At 42.5% G+C, this 19338-nt stretch carries 20 protein-coding genes; 18 read left to right on the forward strand and 2 right to left on the reverse strand.

Features of this window, described 5'->3' with window-relative positions:
* Positions 1-219: 219 nt before the first annotated feature.
* Entirely contained in the window at positions 220-1575 is a 1356-nt protein-coding gene (locus DW125_RS03415; protein WP_117537157.1) for a sodium-dependent transporter, read from the reverse strand.
* A gap of 199 nt (positions 1576-1774) precedes the next feature.
* Here DW125_RS03415 and DW125_RS03420 point away from each other — a divergent pair, with 199 nt between their 5' ends.
* The 13 genes from DW125_RS03420 to DW125_RS03480 all read left to right on the forward strand — a co-directional run bounded on the left by DW125_RS03420 (position 1775) and on the right by DW125_RS03480 (position 13668).
* Positions 1775-2518, forward strand: a complete 744-nt coding sequence (locus DW125_RS03420; RefSeq protein WP_158549886.1) for a helix-turn-helix domain-containing protein — start codon at positions 1775-1777, stop codon at positions 2516-2518.
* Positions 2519-2586: 68 nt separating this feature from the next.
* Entirely contained in the window at positions 2587-3828 is a 1242-nt protein-coding gene (locus DW125_RS03425) for a D-alanyl-D-alanine carboxypeptidase family protein (RefSeq protein ID WP_330411786.1), read from the forward strand.
* Positions 3829-3872: 44 nt separating this feature from the next.
* The gene (locus tag DW125_RS03430) at positions 3873-4676 is read left to right on the forward strand and encodes an HAD-IIA family hydrolase (protein WP_117537160.1); all 804 of its coding nucleotides are present in this window, start codon (positions 3873-3875) and stop codon (positions 4674-4676) included.
* A gap of 3 nt (positions 4677-4679) precedes the next feature.
* Positions 4680-5546 carry a metallophosphoesterase gene (locus DW125_RS03435; RefSeq protein ID WP_330411787.1) on the forward strand — a complete coding sequence of 289 codons (867 nt, stop codon included), beginning with the start codon at positions 4680-4682 and terminating at the stop codon, positions 5544-5546.
* A 59-nt stretch (positions 5547-5605) separates the two neighbouring features.
* Positions 5606-6382 carry a segregation and condensation protein A gene (locus tag DW125_RS03440; protein ID WP_021860530.1) on the forward strand — a complete coding sequence of 259 codons (777 nt, stop codon included), beginning with the start codon at positions 5606-5608 and terminating at the stop codon, positions 6380-6382.
* Positions 6360-6938, forward strand: a complete 579-nt coding sequence (scpB, locus tag DW125_RS03445; RefSeq protein WP_021860529.1) for an SMC-Scp complex subunit ScpB — start codon at positions 6360-6362, stop codon at positions 6936-6938. The genes DW125_RS03440 and scpB overlap by 23 nt, the downstream gene beginning before the upstream one ends.
* Before the next feature lie 51 nt (positions 6939-6989).
* The gene (locus DW125_RS03450) at positions 6990-8201 is read left to right on the forward strand and encodes a D-alanyl-D-alanine carboxypeptidase family protein (RefSeq protein ID WP_199537819.1); all 1212 of its coding nucleotides are present in this window, start codon (positions 6990-6992) and stop codon (positions 8199-8201) included.
* Positions 8202-8329: 128 nt separating this feature from the next.
* Positions 8330-8791, forward strand: a complete 462-nt coding sequence (locus DW125_RS03455; protein WP_021860527.1) for a YbaK/EbsC family protein — start codon at positions 8330-8332, stop codon at positions 8789-8791.
* 230 nt (positions 8792-9021) lie between these two features.
* Positions 9022-10086, forward strand: a complete 1065-nt coding sequence (recA, locus tag DW125_RS03460; RefSeq protein ID WP_021860526.1) for a recombinase RecA — start codon at positions 9022-9024, stop codon at positions 10084-10086.
* On the forward strand, positions 10086-10700 hold the full coding sequence (locus DW125_RS03465; RefSeq protein ID WP_117537162.1) for a regulatory protein RecX: 615 nt from the start codon (positions 10086-10088) through the stop codon (positions 10698-10700). Before recA ends, DW125_RS03465 begins: the two co-directional genes overlap by 1 nt.
* Before the next feature lie 100 nt (positions 10701-10800).
* The gene (rny, locus tag DW125_RS03470) at positions 10801-12339 is read left to right on the forward strand and encodes a ribonuclease Y (RefSeq protein ID WP_207722368.1); all 1539 of its coding nucleotides are present in this window, start codon (positions 10801-10803) and stop codon (positions 12337-12339) included.
* A 159-nt stretch (positions 12340-12498) separates the two neighbouring features.
* Positions 12499-13038 (forward strand): NUDIX hydrolase, encoded by a 540-nt coding sequence (locus DW125_RS03475; protein WP_117537163.1) that lies wholly within the window; start codon positions 12499-12501, stop codon positions 13036-13038.
* Between the two features lie 96 nt (positions 13039-13134).
* Entirely contained in the window at positions 13135-13668 is a 534-nt protein-coding gene (locus tag DW125_RS03480) for a stage II sporulation protein M (RefSeq protein WP_117537164.1), read from the forward strand.
* Here the strand turns inward: DW125_RS03480 and DW125_RS03485 are convergent.
* A complete protein-coding gene (locus DW125_RS03485) occupies positions 13626-15002 on the reverse strand; it encodes a polysaccharide biosynthesis protein (RefSeq protein WP_117537165.1) in 1377 nt (458 codons plus the stop codon). The genes DW125_RS03480 and DW125_RS03485 overlap by 43 nt on opposite strands.
* Before the next feature lie 158 nt (positions 15003-15160).
* Here DW125_RS03485 and DW125_RS03490 point away from each other — a divergent pair, with 158 nt between their 5' ends.
* The 5 genes from DW125_RS03490 to DW125_RS03510 are packed head-to-tail and all read left to right on the forward strand — an operon-like array spanning position 15161 to position 19278.
* Positions 15161-15625 carry an RrF2 family transcriptional regulator gene (locus tag DW125_RS03490; RefSeq protein WP_021860520.1) on the forward strand — a complete coding sequence of 155 codons (465 nt, stop codon included), beginning with the start codon at positions 15161-15163 and terminating at the stop codon, positions 15623-15625.
* Positions 15626-15643: 18 nt separating this feature from the next.
* Positions 15644-16825 (forward strand): cysteine desulfurase NifS, encoded by a 1182-nt coding sequence (nifS, locus tag DW125_RS03495; RefSeq protein ID WP_117537166.1) that lies wholly within the window; start codon positions 15644-15646, stop codon positions 16823-16825.
* Between the two features lie 44 nt (positions 16826-16869).
* The gene (gene nifU / locus DW125_RS03500; RefSeq protein WP_021860518.1) at positions 16870-17313 is read left to right on the forward strand and encodes a Fe-S cluster assembly scaffold protein NifU; all 444 of its coding nucleotides are present in this window, start codon (positions 16870-16872) and stop codon (positions 17311-17313) included.
* A gap of 27 nt (positions 17314-17340) precedes the next feature.
* Entirely contained in the window at positions 17341-18426 is a 1086-nt protein-coding gene (gene mnmA, locus DW125_RS03505) for a tRNA 2-thiouridine(34) synthase MnmA (protein WP_117537402.1), read from the forward strand.
* Positions 18427-18474: 48 nt separating this feature from the next.
* Positions 18475-19278, forward strand: coding sequence for a histidinol-phosphatase HisJ family protein (locus DW125_RS03510; RefSeq protein WP_117537403.1), 804 nt, complete (start codon positions 18475-18477; stop codon positions 19276-19278).
* The last annotated feature ends 60 nt before the right edge of the window (positions 19279-19338 follow it).

Here is a 19338-nt window from a genome sequence, read left to right on the forward strand (position 1 = left end):
AGCCTGCTCAGATCTTGCCAGACAGTCTATGGATGGAAAGATTCAAAAGGCAGTCATTCAATGGCGATTTTTACGAGCTTCTGGTAATTAAATAAACAGCGGACAGGATTTTAGAAAATATTAACTGAAATCCTGTCCGTTTTATCTTGGGAAGAAAGTCCCCAATTATCATATTCTGCTGTTGGCGTATAATGTATTCCTGTGGTTGCAATATACTTCTTACAGAGTAAAGATTCCTAATGCACTTGCTACGGAACTTAAGAGGATCAGCACAAGGAAGATCGGAGCGATCCATTTGATCATAACTGCAAATAATTTTTCGCCTTTAAACGTTCCATCTGTCACTTTTACTTCGTCTGCGATCGTAGATGGCTTAATTACAAAACCGATAAAGATACAGGTGAAGAATGCTACGATCGGCATTAGTACGCTGTTGCTGACAAAGTCCATAATATCAAGTACAGACATTCCCATCCAGGAAATGAAACTGAGTGGACCGAATCCGAGAGAAGACGGAACACCCATAACAAGTGCCAGAATTGTTACAAACACACAGGTTCCTTTTCTTGTCCAGCCAAGTTTATCTCTTAAGATTGATACAATCGTCTCCATCAGTGAAATTGCGGAAGTAAGCGCCGCAAAGAACACAAGCAGGAAAAATACTGTTCCGACAACATTGCCAAATTTCATATTGCCAAATACTTTTGGAAGTGTAATGAACATTAGCCCCGGACCTGCCTGCAGTGCAGAACTGTCACCACCGGAAAATACGAATACTGCTGGGATAATCATAAGACCTGCAAGGAAAGCAACACCGGTATCGAATATTTCAATCTGTCGTACAGAACTTTCCAGATGATCTTCTTTCTTCATATAGGAACCATATGTGATCATAATACCCATGGCAAGTGACATGGAATAAAAGAGCTGTCCCATAGCTGCAAGGATTGTCTTCGCAGATACGTCAGCCATATGTGGTTTCAGATAGTAAGAAAGTCCGTCCATGGCACCGTCGATCGTCAGTCCATATAAGGCAACGAACAGAGTCAGAAGAACGAGGATCGGCATCATGAATTTGCTGACCTTTTCGATACCCTGCTCTACACCAAAACCAACGATAACTGCTGTAACTGCAATAAACAAGAAAAACCATCCGATCGGTTCGAATGTTCCTCCAATGAAATCTGTAAAATAACTGTCGCCCGCTGCTGCGTGACCGGAACCAGTGACAAATACGAAAAAGTATTTGACAACCCATCCACCGATAACGGAATAATACGGGAAAATAATGATCGGCACTGCTGATGCCAGAATACCGAGAAACTTGAATCTTTTATCAAGTATAGTGAAAGCACCAATGGCGCTGAGTCCTGTCTTACGTCCGATTGCGATCTCTGCGGTCATCAGTGTAAAACCAAATGTGACTGCCAAGATCAGGTAAATAAATAAAAACGTTCCTCCACCATATTTTGCAGCGAGGTAGGGGAATCGCCAGATGTTACCGAGTCCTACCGCAGATCCGGCGGCTGCCAGTACGAAACCGAGCTTGCCGGAAAAACTACTTCTTTTTTGCATGTTAAAACCTCCTCTGATGATAAGCATTCCTTATAGATGTATTGTGTTATATTATGACACGAAAAACTTGTATTTTCAAGAAAAAATCATGCGAAATACACAATTTGAAGGATGAAAATATAACTCAACTGACAGTGTGGTGAGAAAAATAAGAAATTATGTTATGATATGGGCAGTGAATCAGAGAGGAGTACAGAATATGATTGATGTACGGAAGACGGGAAAATTTATAGCACAGTGCAGACATGAAAAAAATCTGACACAGAAAGAATTAGGAGACAGACTGAATGTAACAGACCGTGCAGTTTCCAAATGGGAAAACGGAAGGTCCTTTCCAGATGTGAATCTGATCGAGGAGATTTGCAGAGAGCTGGATATCGAAGTAAGTGAACTGTTGGCCGGGAAAAAGATAGAACCGGAGCATTATAAAGAAGAGACCGAAAAGATGCTTATGGGAACAGTAAGAGAAAATACGATGCACAGGTTTCAGCTGATTATTTATCTGTTGATGACTTTACCACTTGTATTAATTTTATTGCCGACATTATGGGGGGATCCGGTATGGATATTGAATGTACTGTTCTGGCCAGAAGGAAATGTATTGCTACTAAAAGGACGAAGCATATTGTTGATTGGTCTTATTATAGTGTTCATGTGGTGTGGTTCCTATCTGGAACGTTACCTGCCAGAAAAAAATCTCAGACATTCCAGCAAGAAAGTAGAACTGTTTTATGCAACTATGGGAGCTGCATGGATGATCTGGATTGTTGGCTCAGGTGCTGTAATAAATGGAATTAAAGCAGGTGGTATAGAAGGAATTGCAGCGGCAGGTATTGGAACAGTGATAACGGTTGGATGCAGTATCATTTATTTCAAGAGAGCGATAGAAACAGCAAGAGCAAACAAAGAAAAGTATGAAGAGGAGAACCCGGAGGAAAAATAGATTTTACTCATATTTTATGTAAGCATTTATTATATTAGTAGTAACTACATAAAATTGGTGGATGCCGGATGAAACAGATTATAAAAAGAGGGATAGTGTTTTTGCTAGCGGTTGTTATGATGACCTGCCAGAGCAGTATCTTAAGTCTGGCGGAAGAAGAAAGGGAAACTACAGAAAATACAGATAATGAAGAAAAAGAGCAGAAGGAGACAGAGGATACAAAAGAAATGGTATCAGCTCCGTCTGCTCTTTTAATGGAAGTATCGACTGGGAAAGTTTTGTATGAAAAGAATGCAGATGAGAAACGCCCGCCTGCAAGCGTAACGAAGATTATGACACTTCTGCTTGTATTTGACGCACTGGATGCTGGAAAAATAAAACTGGAAGATCCGGTGACCGTTTCTGAGTATGCTGCATCTATGGGTGGTTCCCAGGTATTTCTTGAACCGGGAGAGACACAGAGCGTTAAGACGATGATCAAATGTATTGCTGTGGCAAGCGCCAATGATGCGGCAGTGGCAATGGCAGAACATGTCGGAGGCAGTGAGAAAGTGTTTGTCGGACAGATGAATAAGCGAGCAGAAGAGCTGGGAATGATGCATACACATTTTAAGAACTGTAACGGTCTGGATACAGACGGACATGAGACAACAGCAAGAGATATTGCAAAAATGTCGAGAGAGATGCTGCGTAAACACCCTCAGATTGAAAAGTATTGCAAAATCTGGATGGAAGACATTACACACGAGACGAAAAAAGGAAAGACAACATTCGGACTTAGCAATACGAATAAACTGATCAGGCATTATGCATATGCAACCGGACTGAAAACAGGTTCTACCGGAAAAGCAAAATTCTGCATTTCTGCGACTGCAAAAAAAGACGATGTAGAACTGATCGCAGTGATCATGGCGGCAGATGACAGTAAGAAGCGGATGAAAGATGCCATTTCTCTTCTGGAATATGGATTCGGCTCATGCAAAGTATACCGGGAGAAAGAAAATCTGAAATTAAAAGAGATAAAACTGATACGCGGCAAAAAAGATATGTTTAAAATTATGACGGAAAAAAGGTTTTCCTATGTCCTGTCACAGGGAGAAGATATATCCAAAATCAAGCGTTCTCTTCATATAAAGAAGAATCTTCATGCACCGGTGAAGAAAGGTGACAAAGTGGGAACAATAGAATATACACTGGATGGAAAGTCGATTGGAACTGTTCCGGTTGTATCGAAAGAAAGTATCGGCAGACAGAGATTATTTGATGTTATCCGGGAGTTTGCGTCTTCTTTTCTGTTTGCAAAGTCCTGACATTAATTATATACTGTTACTGAATGAAATGAAGGAGAACATATATGCTGAAAGACAAAAGATATTTTTTATTTGACATAGACGGAACATTGGCAGTGGACGAGACTTTATATGACGGAACAAAAGAACTGCTGGATTATATAGAGGAAATTGGAGGGAAATCCTTTTATATCACAAATAATTCTGTGAAAAGCAGAAAAGATTATATAGAAAAATTTGCCCGCTGGGGGATCCGGGCGGAGGCATCCCAGTTTATGACAGCATCTTATGCAACCTGTGAGTATTTGAAAGCGCACTATGCCGGAAAAAAGCTTTTCGTTCTCGGTACACCATCTTTCAGAAAAGAAGTAGAAGAATGTGGATTGTTTGTAACAGAGCAGGTAGAGCCGGATGTTGCCTGTGTTGTGGCAGGATTTGACCGGACGCTTCATTATGGAAAAATCGAGACAGCCTGTGAATTGCTTCTTCGCACGGAAGTGGATTATATCGGTACAAATCCAGATTATCGTTGTCCGACAGCGTTCGGCTTTGTGCCGGATTGTGGTGGAATCTGTGAAATGTTAAAAGTGACGGTTGACCGGACGCCTTATTATGTCGGAAAACCGAATCCGGAGATTGTACGGATGTGTATGGAACAGGTGAATGCCAGGCCGGAAGAAGTGCTGGTAGTCGGAGACCGTTTGTATACGGATATTGCCTGTGGCATCAATGCCGGAGTGCAGACGGCACTCGTCTATACAGGGGAAGCAAAGCCGGAAGACTTAAAAGAGACAGAATATATGCCGGATTATGCATTCGCAGATATTCGTACACTGTTGCAGGCATTTAAGAGGGCAAAAGGAGAGTAAGCCGTGCAGATCATAGCAGAAATTATTCTCGTTCTGGCTATTCTTGCCGGAATCGAGATTTACAGAGAAGTACATTGTTTTAAGAGAACCGATTATGCGATCGTATCTGAAAAACTGAATATTCCGGAAGGAAAAGAAAAGAAAATTGTATTTTTAAGTGATCTTCATAATCAGCAATACGGACAGAATAATGAGAACCTTGTAAAAGCGATCCGTGAGTCTGATCCGGATTTTATCTGGATTGGCGGTGATATGTTGATCGGAAAAGAAGATACCGATTATGCGCCGGCGCTTTCTTTTGTAAAAGAAATAACCGGGATCTGCCCGGTTTATTGTGCGAGTGGTAACCACGAGCAGCGTATGAAAGAGAACCCGGAAGATTATCAATATTCTTATGTGGAATACAAAGAAGTATTGGAGGCTTGCGGAGTACATTTTCTGGAAAATGAAACAGTGCGTTTTGCGGAGTATAATATCACACTTCGCGGGCTGGAGATTCCGTTAGCCTGTTATCGGCGTTTCCGGAAAGGTACGCTTACTGTGGAAGAAATAATCGAACGGATCGGACAGCCAGATGAGACAACGTACGAGGTATTGCTTGCACATAATCCAACTTATATGGAGACATATCAGAAGTGGGGGGCGGATCTTGTGCTGTCCGGACATCTGCATGGAGGTGTGGTGAGAATACCAGGAATCTTAGGGGTTATTTCTCCGGCATTTGAACTATTTCCGAAATATTCAGGTGATCTGTACCGGGATGGCGACAAAATCAGTGTTGTAAGCAAAGGTCTTGGAACGCATACATTTCATATCCGTCTGTGGAATCCGGCGGAATTTATCGTATTGCATTTGAAAACTTGTAATTAACAGGAAAATTCTGTATAATAAATAAGTTACGGTATATGAAAATAATGTGAGGATGAGAAATGGGAATTCCGGTAAAACTACAGGTGTTTGAAGGTCCGTTGGATCTGCTTTTACATTTAATAGACAAAAATAAAATAGATATTTATGATATTCCAATCGTAGAGATCACAAACCAGTACATGGACTACATCAAAGCCATGGAACGGGAAGATCTGAATATTATGAGTGAGTTCCTCGTTATGGCGGCTACGCTTCTGGATATTAAGTGCCGGATGCTACTTCCAAAAGAAGTGACGGAAGACGGGGAAGAGGAAGATCCGAGACAGGAATTAGTAGAACAGTTACTGGAATATAAGATGTATAAATTCATGTCCTATGAGTTGAAGGACAGAGAGACAGATTCGGAAGGAATCCTGTACAAGGAAGCAACTATTCCGGAAGAAGTCATGGAATATGTGGAGCCGGTCGATCTGGACAAGCTATTAGGAGATCTTACGCTGGCAAAACTGAACCGTATTTTCAAAGATGTCATGAGACGTCAGGTGGACAAAGTCGATCCGGTGCGGAGCAAATTCGGTAAAATCGAAAAAGAAGAAGTGACGCTGACAGACAAGCTTGGCTATGTTTATGAGTATGCAAAGGAACACAGAAACTTTAGTTTCCGGAGTCTTCTGACAAAGCAAAGTTCAAAAACACAGGTTGTGGTAACATTTCTTGCGATTTTGCAGATGATGAAGGAAGGACAGATCAGTATCAGTCAGGAACAGCCGTTTGATGACATTCTGATCACTTCGCATGTAGGAGAAGAAAGGTATGGAGACAGTGGAGATCAATAGATTAGAAAGCGCAATAGAAGCAATTTTATTTACAATGGGAGACTCTGTGGAACTTGGCAAGATTGCATCTGCCATTGAACACGATGAAGAGACAACAAGAAAGATCGTCCATCAGATGATGGATAAATACCAGGCAGAAGACCGTGGAATCCAGATCGTAGAACTGGAGGATTCTTTCCAGTTATGTACGAAAAAGCAAAATTATGATTATCTGATCCGTATCGCCAAACAGCCGAGACGGTATGTGCTTACAGATGTCCTGCTGGAAACGTTGTCGATTATTGCGTACAAACAGCCGGTGACGAAGCTGGAGGTTGAAAAGATCAGAGGTGTGAAGTCGGATCATGCGGTGAATAAACTGGTGGAATATAACCTTGCCTGTGAAGTGGGAAGGCTGGATGCGCCGGGTAAACCGATTTTGTTTGGAACGACAGAAGAATTTCTGCGCAGATTCAGTATCCAGTCTGTAGATGATCTTCCGGTTCTGAATCCGGAACAGGTGGAGCATTTCAAATCAGAAGCGGAAGAAGAAGTGCAGCTAAAATTAGATGTATAGATTCTGGACTGTCTGCATACATTTAGGATAGTAATGTATGGGCGGTGCAATATGAAAAATAGAAGAAACAGAGCATGTATTTTGCTTATCGTTTTTCTTGTGAGTTGGTGGAGCCGGAAACCGGTTGCAGTTAAAGCAGAGGGAGAACAGTTTGCAGAACAGTTATACGCCCGGTCGGCAGTCCTGATGGATGCGGATAGTGGGCGTATTTTATTTGAAAAAGAAGGAAATGCAGTGCGCCCGATGGCAAGCACAACGAAGATTATGACGTGTATTCTGGCACTGGAAGAAGGAAAAACAGACAGTGAAGTAAAAGTTTCAGAAGAGGCATGCCGGCAGCCACAGGTCCGTCTCGGCGTGCGGAAAGGAGAAAATTACAGACTGAAAGATCTGTTATATTCGCTGATGCTGGAGTCCCATAACGACAGTGCAGTGCTGGTTGCGGAAAACGTTGCTGGGAGTGTACAGGAATTTGCTGTGGAAATGAATAAAAAAGCGAAAGAGATTGGATGCAAAGATACGCACTTTGTGACACCGAACGGTCTGGATGGAACAGATGAAAAAGGTGCACATCGGACGACAGCAGAAGATCTTGCACGGATTTTCCGATATTGCATCACAGAATCGCCAAAACGAGAACAGTTTCTTGAGATTACACGAAAGGAGATGTATTCGTTCCAGAACATCGAGCAGACAAGGACATTTTCCTGCCGGAATCATAATGCGTTTTTGAAAATGATGGATGGGGCACTAAGCGGAAAAACGGGATTTACAGCGAAAGCAGGATACTGCTATATCGGAGCGTTAAAAAGTGATAACCGGACATTTATTGTAGTACTTCTTGCCTGCGGGTGGCCAGGGAACCGTTCTTATAAATGGAAAGATACGAGAAAACTGATGGAGTATGGACTGAAAAATTATCAAAAGGCAGAGTTTCCGGATGAAGAAGGAATCCAGGTATATATAAAGGATGCTGTAAATAAAGGAAATCCATACCAGAAAGGGGAACATCTGACGGCACATATCCAGAAAGAAACAGAGAAAATCCTGATGAGAAAAGATGAAAAATTGGAAGTAAAAAAGAAGATTCCGAAGAATCTGCATGCGCCGGTAAAAAAGGGAGAACAGATTGGTGAAGTACAGTATTTCCTTAACGGAAAAGCCGTGTGTGCCTGTCCGGTTATTGCAGATGAAACGGTAGAAGCCCGTTCCCCGGGAGGATGTCTTGCGTTTGTTATGAAAAAGCTGTTTTTGTCACCATAGCATTAGGATGGAGCAATCAGTGGCAGGTTTTGCAGGTAAAAGGATTTCATATGGGACGGTTGCGCTTGTGAAAAGAAAAAAGTATAATGTTTTACATATGACAAAAGAAGAAAACGAGGAATAAAAACATGGCAATTGAAAAAGTAAAAGCATATTTTAAGAATTATGGGATGGAAGACAGAGTCATGGAGAAAGACAGTTCCAGTGCAACGGTGGAAGAGGCAGCAGATGTATTAGGCTGCGAGCCGGGAAGAATCGCTAAGACACTGTCTTTTCATCTGGATGAAAAAGTAATCTTGATCGTAACGGCGGGAGATAAGAAGATTGACAATAAAAAATACCGTACAGAGTTTGGAAGCAAAGCGCATATGCTGAAATTCGAGGAAGTAGAACTGCTGGTAGGTCATGCAGTCGGCGGCGTATGTCCGTTTGCTGTCAATGAAGGCGTAGAGGTATATCTGGATGAATCACTCAAAGCTTATAAAACGGTCTATCCGGCAGCAGGAAGCGGCAACAGCATGATCCAACTTACGATTCCGGAACTGGAGCGATACGGACAGTGTAAGAAATGGATCGACGTGTGTAAATAAAGTGTGGCGATATCAGAAATTCTCTTTGACTTGTTCCGGAGAGTATGCTAGAGTAAAAATGTATTTAAGCATGCTGAATATATAAATACATTCTGTAATTCAACATCGGCACTTCGCCGGATTATTTCACAGAGAGAGACGAAAGTATATTGACAAAACAGAACAAGTGTACTACTATTGTAAACAGAAAAACGAACATGCGTTCGTCGCGAGAGAAGGAGATAACTTTTATGGCAGGTAATGATACAAAGAATGAGAATAAGAAGAAGGCATTAGATGCAGCCATTGCAAAGCTGGAGAAGGATTTCGGTAAAGGTACGGTTATGAAGCTGGGAGATCCGGCAGCACAGGTTGCAGTTGAGACAATTCCGACAGGATCTCTGAGTCTGGATATCGCGCTCGGTATGGGGGGTGTGCCGAAGGGACGAATTGTGGAAATTTACGGACCGGAGTCCAGTGGTAAGACAACGGTTGCGCTTCATATGATTTCAGAAGTGCAGAAGCAGGGCGGTATTGCCGGTTTTATCGATGCAGAGCATGCGCTGGATCCGGTATATGCAAAGAATATCGGTGTAGATATTGATGAGCTTTATATCTCACAGCCGGACAGTGGAGACCAGGCGCTGGAGATTGCGGAGACGATGGTGCGCTCCGGAGCTATGGATATTATTGTTATTGATTCGGTAGCGGCTCTTGTACCGCGACAGGAGATCGAAGGAGATATGGGAGATTCACACGTTGGTCTGCAGGCAAGACTGATGTCTCAGGCGTTGCGTAAACTGACACCTGTAATCAGCAAGTCCAATTGCGTCGTGATCTTTATCAACCAGCTGCGTGAAAAAGTCGGTGTTATGTTTGGCAATCCGGAGACAACTACCGGCGGACGTGCACTGAAGTTCTACGCATCTGTCCGTATGGATGTCAGAAGAATTGAGACATTGAAGCAGAGTGGTGAGATGATCGGTAACCGTACAAGAGTGAAGATTGTGAAGAATAAGATTGCGCCTCCGTTTAAGGAAGCAGAATTTGATATTATGTTTGGTAAGGGAATCTCAAAAGAAGGAGACATCCTTGATCTCGCAGTAAACCTTGGACTGGTAAGCAAGAGTGGATCCTGGTTTGCGTATAACGGTGATAAGATCGGGCAGGGACGTGAGAATGCCAAGAACTATCTGACAGAACACCCGGATATCATGGAGGAACTGGATCACAAGATCCGCAAGCACTATGCATTTGAAGACGGTGAAGAGGAAGAAGAACAGACAGAGACTCCAAAGAAAGCTGAGAAAGAGTAATGACAGTCACCAGAGTGGAACCACTGACAAAGACAAAGTTCCGCATCTATATAGATGAACATCCGGCATTTGTTCTCTATCAGGGAGAGGTTAAGCGGTATCATCTGGCAGAGAGCCGGGAGATAGCAGAAGACATATATCAGAAGATCCGGAGTGAGATTGTACTGAAACGTGCAAAGCTTCGAGCCATGCATTTACTGACAGATATGGGGAGAACGGAGGAGCAACTCCGTACGAAGCTTAAGCGTGGAGGCTATCCGGATGATATCGTGAAGGAAGTGATTGCTTATGTGAAGTCTTTCGGCTATATCAATGATGCGGCTTATGCCCGCAGCTTTATCGACAGCAGGAAGGATAAAAAGAGCAAGAGAGAGATTTATGCGGCGCTGGCAGAGAAGGGAATCGCAAGAGATGAGATTGACGAGGCGATGGAAGAGTGTTACGGGCATGAAGATGCCAGACATGCGATCATGACGCTTCTTGCAAAGAAGCATTATGACCCGGAGACGGCGGATCATGTGCAAACCCGTAAAATACTGGGCTATCTGACGAGAAAAGGATTCCGCTATGAAGACATACGTCAAGTAATACAAGTTTCTGAGGGGAGCGCTTGACATCTTTGGTAAAACAGTATAAAATTTAAGTGTTGTATTTGTACGTTGTATTTTTACAATAAAAATTAAATAAGGAGGTGCTCCTGTGCCGGACGGAATTATGATTGCTGTTACAGTAGTGCTTGTCATAGCAGGTGTAATCATCAGTCATTTTGTTACAGTTTCGAATCTGCGTAAGAATGCAGAATCGAAGATCGGAAATGCAGAATCAAAGGCGCGTGAGATCATTGATGATGCAGTGAAGACGGCTGAGGCAAAGAAAAAGGAGTCTCTCTTGGAAATTAAAGAAGAGTCTATCAAGAACAAGAATGAACTTGAAAAAGAGACAAAGGAACGCAGAGCTGAATTACAGCGTTATGAGAAGCGTGTACTTTCCAAGGAAGAGACTTTGGACAAGAAAGCAGATGCTATAGAAAAGCGTGAAGCAGGATTTGCAGCAAAGGAAGAACAGCTCAGACAGCGTGAAACTAAAGTAGACGAGCTGAGTAAGCAAAGGGTACAGGAACTAGAAAGAATCTCAGGACTTACCTCCGAACAAGCAAAAGAATATTTGTTGAAAACTGTTGAAGAAGATGTGAAACATGACACTGCCAAGATGGTAAAAGAACTGGAAGCCCAGGCAAAGGAAGAAGCGGACAAGAAAGCAAAAGAATATGTAGTAACTGCTATTCAGCGCTGTGCCGCGGATCATGTTGCTGAGACTACGATTTCCGTAGTACAGCTTCCAAGTGATGAGATGAAGGGCAGAATTATTGGTAGAGAGGGACGTAATATTCGTACACTGGAGACGATGACAGGTGTTGAACTGATTATTGATGATACACCGGAAGCAGTTGTCTTATCCGGATTTGATCCAATAAGAAGAGAAGTTGCACGTATTGCACTTGAAAAATTAATTGTTGACGGACGTATTCATCCGGCAAGAATTGAGGAGATGGTGGAAAAGGCACAGAAAGAAGTCGATACGATGATTCGTGAAGAAGGAGAAGCAGCAGCGTTAGAAGTCGGTGTTCACGGAATCCATCCGGAACTGATCAAGCTTCTTGGACGTATGAAGTTCAGAACAAGTTATGGTCAGAATGCGCTGAAACATTCTATGGAAGTTGCACAGTTATCTGGACTTCTTGCAGGGGAAATCGGACTGGATGTCCGTACTGCTAAGAGAGCAGGACTTCTGCACGACATCGGTAAATCTATAGATCATGATGTAGAAGGATCGCATATTCAGATTGGTGTGGATCTTTGTAGAAAATACAAAGAATCTGCAACGGTTATTAATGCTGTCGAAGCACATCATGGAGATGTAGAACCGGAAACTCTGATTGCATGTGTTGTACAGGCTGCAGATACGATTTCTGCTGCAAGACCGGGTGCGAGAAGAGAAACATTAGAAACATATACAAACAGGTTAAAACAATTAGAAGATATCACCAACCAGTTCAAGGGTGTTGATAAATCTTTTGCAATTCAAGCAGGTAGAGAGATTCGTGTTATGGTAGTTCCAGAACAAGTATCTGATGCAGATATGGTATTAATGGCCAGAGATATAGCAAAACAGATCGAGTTTGAACTCGAATATCCTGGACAGATCAAAGTCAATGTAATCCGTGAATCACGTGTTACAGACTATGCCAAGTAGAAGATAAAATAGAGGCAGAATCGGTGAATATCGGTTCTGCCTTTTGTTATGGCAACAAGGAAAATGCGCCATGTTTGAATGGTAGCATTTGCTGACTACTAATCAGTGAACAAAACTCGCGAAGTGTGTTTGGTTGCTGTTGTGGCAAGGAGGTAAATTATGAGCAACGAAGTAAAAAGAGTAAGCAGAGAACTGGCTTATACAGGAACAGTTCTAAAAATATACAAAGACCGTATGGAATTTTCTAATGGCAATCATGAAGACTGGGATTTTATTCACCATGACGGAGCGGCTGCCGTAATTCCGGTTATGGATGACGGCAAGATTCTGATGGTCACACAGTACCGTAATGCACTGGAGCGAGATACACTGGAAATCCCGGCAGGAAAGCTGGATGCACCAGGAGAGCCTGGAATCGAATGCGCAAGAAGAGAACTGGAAGAAGAGACTGGCTACAAGGCGGAGAATATAGAGTGGCTTATGGATCTGCGTACAACGGTCGCATTTTGTGATGAAAAGGTAGAGATTTTTCTTGCAAGGGATCTCAAACCTGCGAAACAACATTTGGATGAGAATGAATTTATCCAGGTGAAGGCATATACATTGGAGGAGTTAAGGGAGATGATCTTTACCGGCAAGATTGAAGATTCCAAGACAATCGCCTCAATTTTGGCATACGAATCCAAATACTGTCATTAAATGTATTTATTTTAGATAAGCCTCTTAAAAAACACTGTCATTAGTAAGAAGAATCCTGACATATAATAAATTATCTTTAGGTCGGGAGGCGTGGCAATGCGTGAACATACAAAAATCTGGGTAGCAGTATATGCAGCGGGAGTGATGGCAGGAATCCTGTATGCGAATTTGATTGCGCAGGAATCCATCATGCAGATGGGAATATTTGCAGAAAATCATTTAACAGAGAGTGTGAAAGTGTGCGTACCTGGACTGGAATATATATGGTACATTGTGCGTATGCGCCTGTTACCTCTTTGCATTCTTACGCTTGCAGGGGCAACAAGATGGAAAAAGACAAGTGCGGTACTGTTTTTTCTATGGACAGGTTTTCTGGCAGGCGTATTGTTCTGCGCAGCAGTCTTACAACTTGGAATAAAAGGAATATTTATCTGCGTGCTGGCACTGCTGCCACATATGCCTTTCTATGTCGCGGCATATGTGGCAATATTGATCTATTTACTGAATTATCCTGTTGTAAATCGCTGGAATATAAATAAGACAACTGGTGTGTTAATTTTGTTTGCTATCGGTATTTTCCTGGAATGCTATGTGAGCCCAGCTGTCCTTCGGTTCGCATTGAATCTGTAATGATAATGCAGATAAATAAAACAGAAACAAAACATAAATATCTGGCTTAACAGTAGTCCAGTCAGGTATCCTCGGATTCCGTATGCCGGGATGCTGAGATAGATACTTGCAATACGGATGAGTATTGTAAACATATTGATGAAAAGGGATATGCCAGCTTTACCGATTCCGTTTAAAACACTGATAAATGTTGTATTCGTATACAGAAATGGACAGATCCATGAGAGTGTAAAAATGTATCTGGATGCTAAAGGACTGTGAAAGAGACATACTCCTATAAAAGAGCTTGAAAGCAGAAGCAGGATACAACATGTGCTTCCGAGCAAAATGCACGTAGTTGTCACTTTACGTATCAGACGACGTAATTTTCGGATATTGTTTTCTGCTTCAATCTGTGCAACAGATGGCAGGATCATTGTTGCAAGAGATCCGGTCAGCGCACTTGGAAACAGGACACACGGAAGTGCCATTCCGGTCAGTACGCCGTAGATACGAAGAGATTCATTCCAATCCAGACCGTAATATTGTAGATTCCATGGAATGGAGAATGCCTCCAGACATTGCAGCAGTGTAAGCATGATCCGGCTTACGGTAAGCGGAATTGAAAAACGAAGCAGTGAAAGAAATGCCTTTAAATTATCCAGACAGCACAGCCTTCGGAGAAAAAGGATGTCTGTTGATTTGCGGGATGATAATGTCTCGGAATATGAATTTAAACTGTGGAGACAATACCATGCTGCGGCAGCTTCGCCTGCGATCATTCCAAGTACTGCAACGGAGACAGAAAAATGCTGCCCGTGTCGGATGCCAAAAGAATAGACTGCATATACAGAAAGAATTCGGACAGACTGTTCCAGAAGTTGAGACCAGGCGGGAATTTTAGCCTGTTTCATACCGAAATAATAGCCGAGGATACAGCAGTGGATGGCAGCAAAAGGAAAACAGTAAGAGAGCAGGAGCAGCAGGGATTTGCATGCCGGTTCTTTCAACAGCGTACATGCGATGTCATGCGCATAGTGCTGCGTAAAAAGCATAAGAATCACTGAGAGAAAAACAGTATAAATCATAGAAGTAAAAAGAAGCAGCTCTGTTTCTTTTTTTTTCCCTTTAGCAACGTAACCGGCAACATGTCGGGAAAGCGCAGTCTGGATTCCGGCGCATGTTATGGCAATCCCCAGTGTATAGACCGGGAAAATGAGCTGATACAGCCCGACATTTGCTTCGCCGAAGGTGTGACTTAAATACATACGGTAGAAAAAACCGAGGAATCGTGATATAAAAGCGGCAAGGGTCAGAACAAAGGTTCCTTTCAGGATGATATGTTTCTCTGTCATAAACAGACTCCTTTCGGTCGGAAAACCGCTGAAAATATTATTATATTATATTTGAATGAAGTCCTTGACAGAACTTTAAGAGGGTGCTATTCTACAAAAGGAAAAATCCTAGTAATTTAGTGGGAATTGAATTGGTAGGAATTAAAGAAGGTGATGAGATGAAGCTCTCCACGAAAGGCAGATATGGCTTAAGGGCAATGATAGATCTTGCCAGATACAGTGAAGAGGAACCGGTTTCTATTGGAAGTATTGCAATGAGACAGGGAATTTCCGAACGGTATCTGGAGCAGCTTGTGGCTAAGATGAAGAAAGCAGGTCTGGTGAAGAGTATCCGGGGAGCCTCCGGCGGGTATGTACTGGCAAAAGATTCCAGTGAGATTTCAGTGGGAGATATTTTGCGGGCACTCGAAGGAAGTCTGGAACCGGTCAAATGTGCAGCTTTTTTTTCAGAAGAAGGATGTATGGCTTCTGAAGGCTGTGTAACCAAATATGTCTGGCAGAGGATCAACGACAGCATCAATCATGCAGTTGATGAGATGATGTTAGATGAACTGGTAAAAGAAAGCAAAGAAATGAATCCACACGGTGTATATGATCATACGAAGTGTACTCATTCAGAATAGAAAATGGAGGAATTTATCATGGGTAAACTGTTATATCTTGATAACGCAGCAACAACAAAAACAGCACCGGAAGTCGTAGATGCAATGCTTCCTTATTTTACAGAGCATTATGGAAATCCTTCCAGCGTTTACAGCTTTTCGTCCGGTAATAAAGAAATGATCAGCAAACAGAGAGAAGCAATTGCTGATACACTTGGAGCCAGTGCAAATGAAATTTATTTCACAGCAGGTGGTTCAGAATCTGACAACTGGGCGTTGAAAGCAACAGCAGAAGCATATGCAGGGAAAGGCAATCACATTATTACAACAAAGATCGAGCATCATGCGATCCTTCACACTGCACAGTATCTGGAAAAAAGAGGATTTGAAGTTACTTATGTAGATGTAGATGAAGACGGAAAAGTAAAACTGGATGAATTAAAAGCAGCAATCCGTCCGACAACCATCCTGATTTCTGTTATGTTTGCAAATAACGAGATCGGAACGATCCAGCCGATCAAAGAAATCGGTGAGATTGCCAAAGAGCACGGTATTTTATTTCATACAGATGCAGTACAGGCATATGGACAGCTTCCAATTAATGTAGACGAGTGTCATATTGACATGCTCAGTGCAAGTGGACATAAATTTAACGGACCGAAAGGAATCGGTTTTCTTTATATCCGTAAAGGTGTGAAGATCCGTTCATTCGTTCATGGTGGAGCACAGGAAAGAAAACGTCGTGCAGGTACAGAAAATGTTCCTGGAATTGTCGGAATCGGAACAGCTGCAAAGCGTGCTGCGAATACAAGAGAAGAGAGAGTGGCAAAAGAGATCGAGGTCAGAGATTATCTGATTGATCGTGTATTGAAAGAAATTCCATACTGCCGTCTGAATGGACACAGAACTGACAGACTTCCAAACAATGCCAACTTCAGTTTCCGGTTTGTAGAAGGAGAATCTCTTCTGATCATGCTGGATATGAAAGGAATCTGTGCATCCAGCGGATCTGCATGTACATCCGGATCTCTTGATCCTTCCCATGTACTACTTGCAATCGGACTGCCTCATGAAATCGCACATGGCTCTTTGAGACTGACGATCAACGAAGAGATTACAAAAGAAGACATTGATTACGTTGTGGATAATCTGAAAGAGATCGTGGCACACTTAAGAAATATGTCACCATTATATGAAGATTTTGTAAAGAAACAGAAATAAATAACAAGACACAGACAAGATATAAGATACAGGAGGAATTTAATATGTATTCAGAAAAAGTAATGGATCATTTCCAGCATCCGAGAAATGTCGGAGAGATAGAGAATGCCAGCGGAGTAGGAACAGTTGGTAATGCAAAATGTGGAGATATCATGAGAATTTATCTTGATATCGATGAGAACCAGATCGTGCGTGATGTCAAATTCAAGACATTTGGATGCGGAGCTGCTGTAGCAACAAGCAGTATGGCGACAGAACTTGTTAAAGGAAAGTCAATCCAGGAAGCAATGGAGGTAACAAATAAAGCCGTAATGGAAGCGCTGGACGGACTTCCGCCGGTAAAAGTACACTGCTCACTTCTTGCAGAGGAAGCAATTCATGCAGCACTCTGGGACTATGCAACAAAAAATGGTATTACGATCGAAGGATTAGAGAAACCAAAGTCTGATATTCACGAAGGTGAAGAGGACGAAGAAGAGGAATATTAAAGCCGGGAGACAAACATGGAAAAAAGCATGGATAAAAAGAAGGTAGTTGTAGGCATGTCAGGAGGAGTTGACTCCTCCGTGGCTGCCTGGCTTTTAAAAAAACAGGGATACGATGTAGTAGGGGTAACGATGCAGATCTGGCAGGATGAAGATGAATTTGTCCAGGAAGAGAATGGCGGATGCTGCGGTTTAAGCGCCGTAGACGATGCCAGACGCGTAGCAGCAGCAATCGGTATCCCTTATTATGTTATGAATTTCAAGGAAGAATTCAAAGAACATGTCATTGATTATTTTGTAAATGAATATAAAAATGGAAGGACACCGAATCCGTGTATTGCCTGTAATCGATATGTAAAATGGGAATCTCTCCTGAAGAGAAGCCTGGATATCGGAGCAGATTATATCGCAACCGGTCACTATGCGAAGATCGAACAGCTTCCAAACGGACGCTATGCGCTTCATACATCCGCAACCGGAGCAAAAGACCAGACTTATGCACTCTATAATCTGACGCAGGACCAGCTTGCGAGAACACTTATGCCAGTCGGGGAATATACGAAAGACCAGATCCGTGAGCTTGCATCGGAAGTCGCACTTCAGGTGGCGCACAAACCAGACAGTCAGGATATCTGTTTTGTTCCGGATGGAGATTATGCTTCTTATATAGAAGAGTATACCGGAGAGAAGATACAGCCGGGCAATTTCGTGACAAGTGATGGAACTGTTGTAGGCAGACATAAAGGAATCATCCATTATACAGTAGGACAGAGAAAAGGTCTCGGACTTTCTCTCGGATATCCGGTATTTGTCCTTGAGATCAGACCGGAGACGAATGAAGTAGTAGTTGGTTCCAATGAAGAGTCCATGTCGCGTTATGTCCGTGCCAATGCGGTTAATTTCATGTCTGTGGAGAACCTTAAAGAACCGAAACGCGTCTGGGCGAAGATTCGTTATAATCACAGAGGCGCCTGGTGCATGGTGGAGAAAACAGGGGAAGATGAGATCCTCTGTACATTTGAAGAACCGCAGAGAGCAATTACGCCGGGACAGGCAGTTGTCCTCTATGACCAGGATTATGTGCTTGGCGGTGGAACGATCATCGGAGACAGCTAGAGAATACGAAACAGTAAATGAAAAACAGTGACAGGAGGAAATGCGATGATGCGGGCAGATGTGCATATGCATACGAATTTTTCACATGATTCAAAGTCCGCACCGGAGGAGATGATCCTTGGTGCGATAGCCAAAGGGCTTCAGGCAGTCTGTTTTACGGATCACCACGACAAAGATGATTTTGCATGGGGACCGGAAGAAGTGTTTGAGCCGGAAGAATATTTTAAAGTAATGCCGCCGCTGCGGGACAAATACAAAGATAAGATTGATGTACGGATCGGTGTAGAAATCGGACTTCAGCCTTATCTGGAACCGTTTTACCGGGAATTTGTAAAAAAATATCCATTTGATTTTGTGATTGGATCCGTACATTCCACACATAAACTGGATATCGCACACGGAGAGATCTTTGATGGAAAAACAGATGAAGAAGTTTACCGGGAAGTTCTGGAAGAGATGCTGGAAGATGTCCGTATTTATGAAGATTATGATGTGCTCGGACATCTGGATTATATGATCCGTTATGGAAAAGATAAAGAACAGGCATATTCGTATCTGAAATATGCAGAGCTGATCGATGAGATCCTGAAAAATATCATTGCGAAAGGCAAAGGACTTGAACTCAATATGGCAGGATTAAAATATGGACTTCCATATGCACACCCACACCCGGATGTATTAAAAAGATACCGGGAGTTAGGTGGAGAGATCATCACAGTCGGTGCAGATGGACACTGTCCGGAGCATATTGCATGGGATTTTGATAAGGCAAATGGCATATTGCGGGCATGCGGTTTTACATATTATACAGAATTTAAGCAAAGAAAGCCTGTTTTTAAGCAACTTTCATAAAAATATAGAAGACACTTGAACTTTTGTACCAGATTTAGTACAATTAAGCCAGTTGGGAGT

It is taken from the genome of Dorea sp. AM10-31, from assembly GCF_003435815.1.
Lineage (GTDB): Bacteria > Bacillota > Clostridia > Lachnospirales > Lachnospiraceae > Dorea_D > Dorea_D hominis.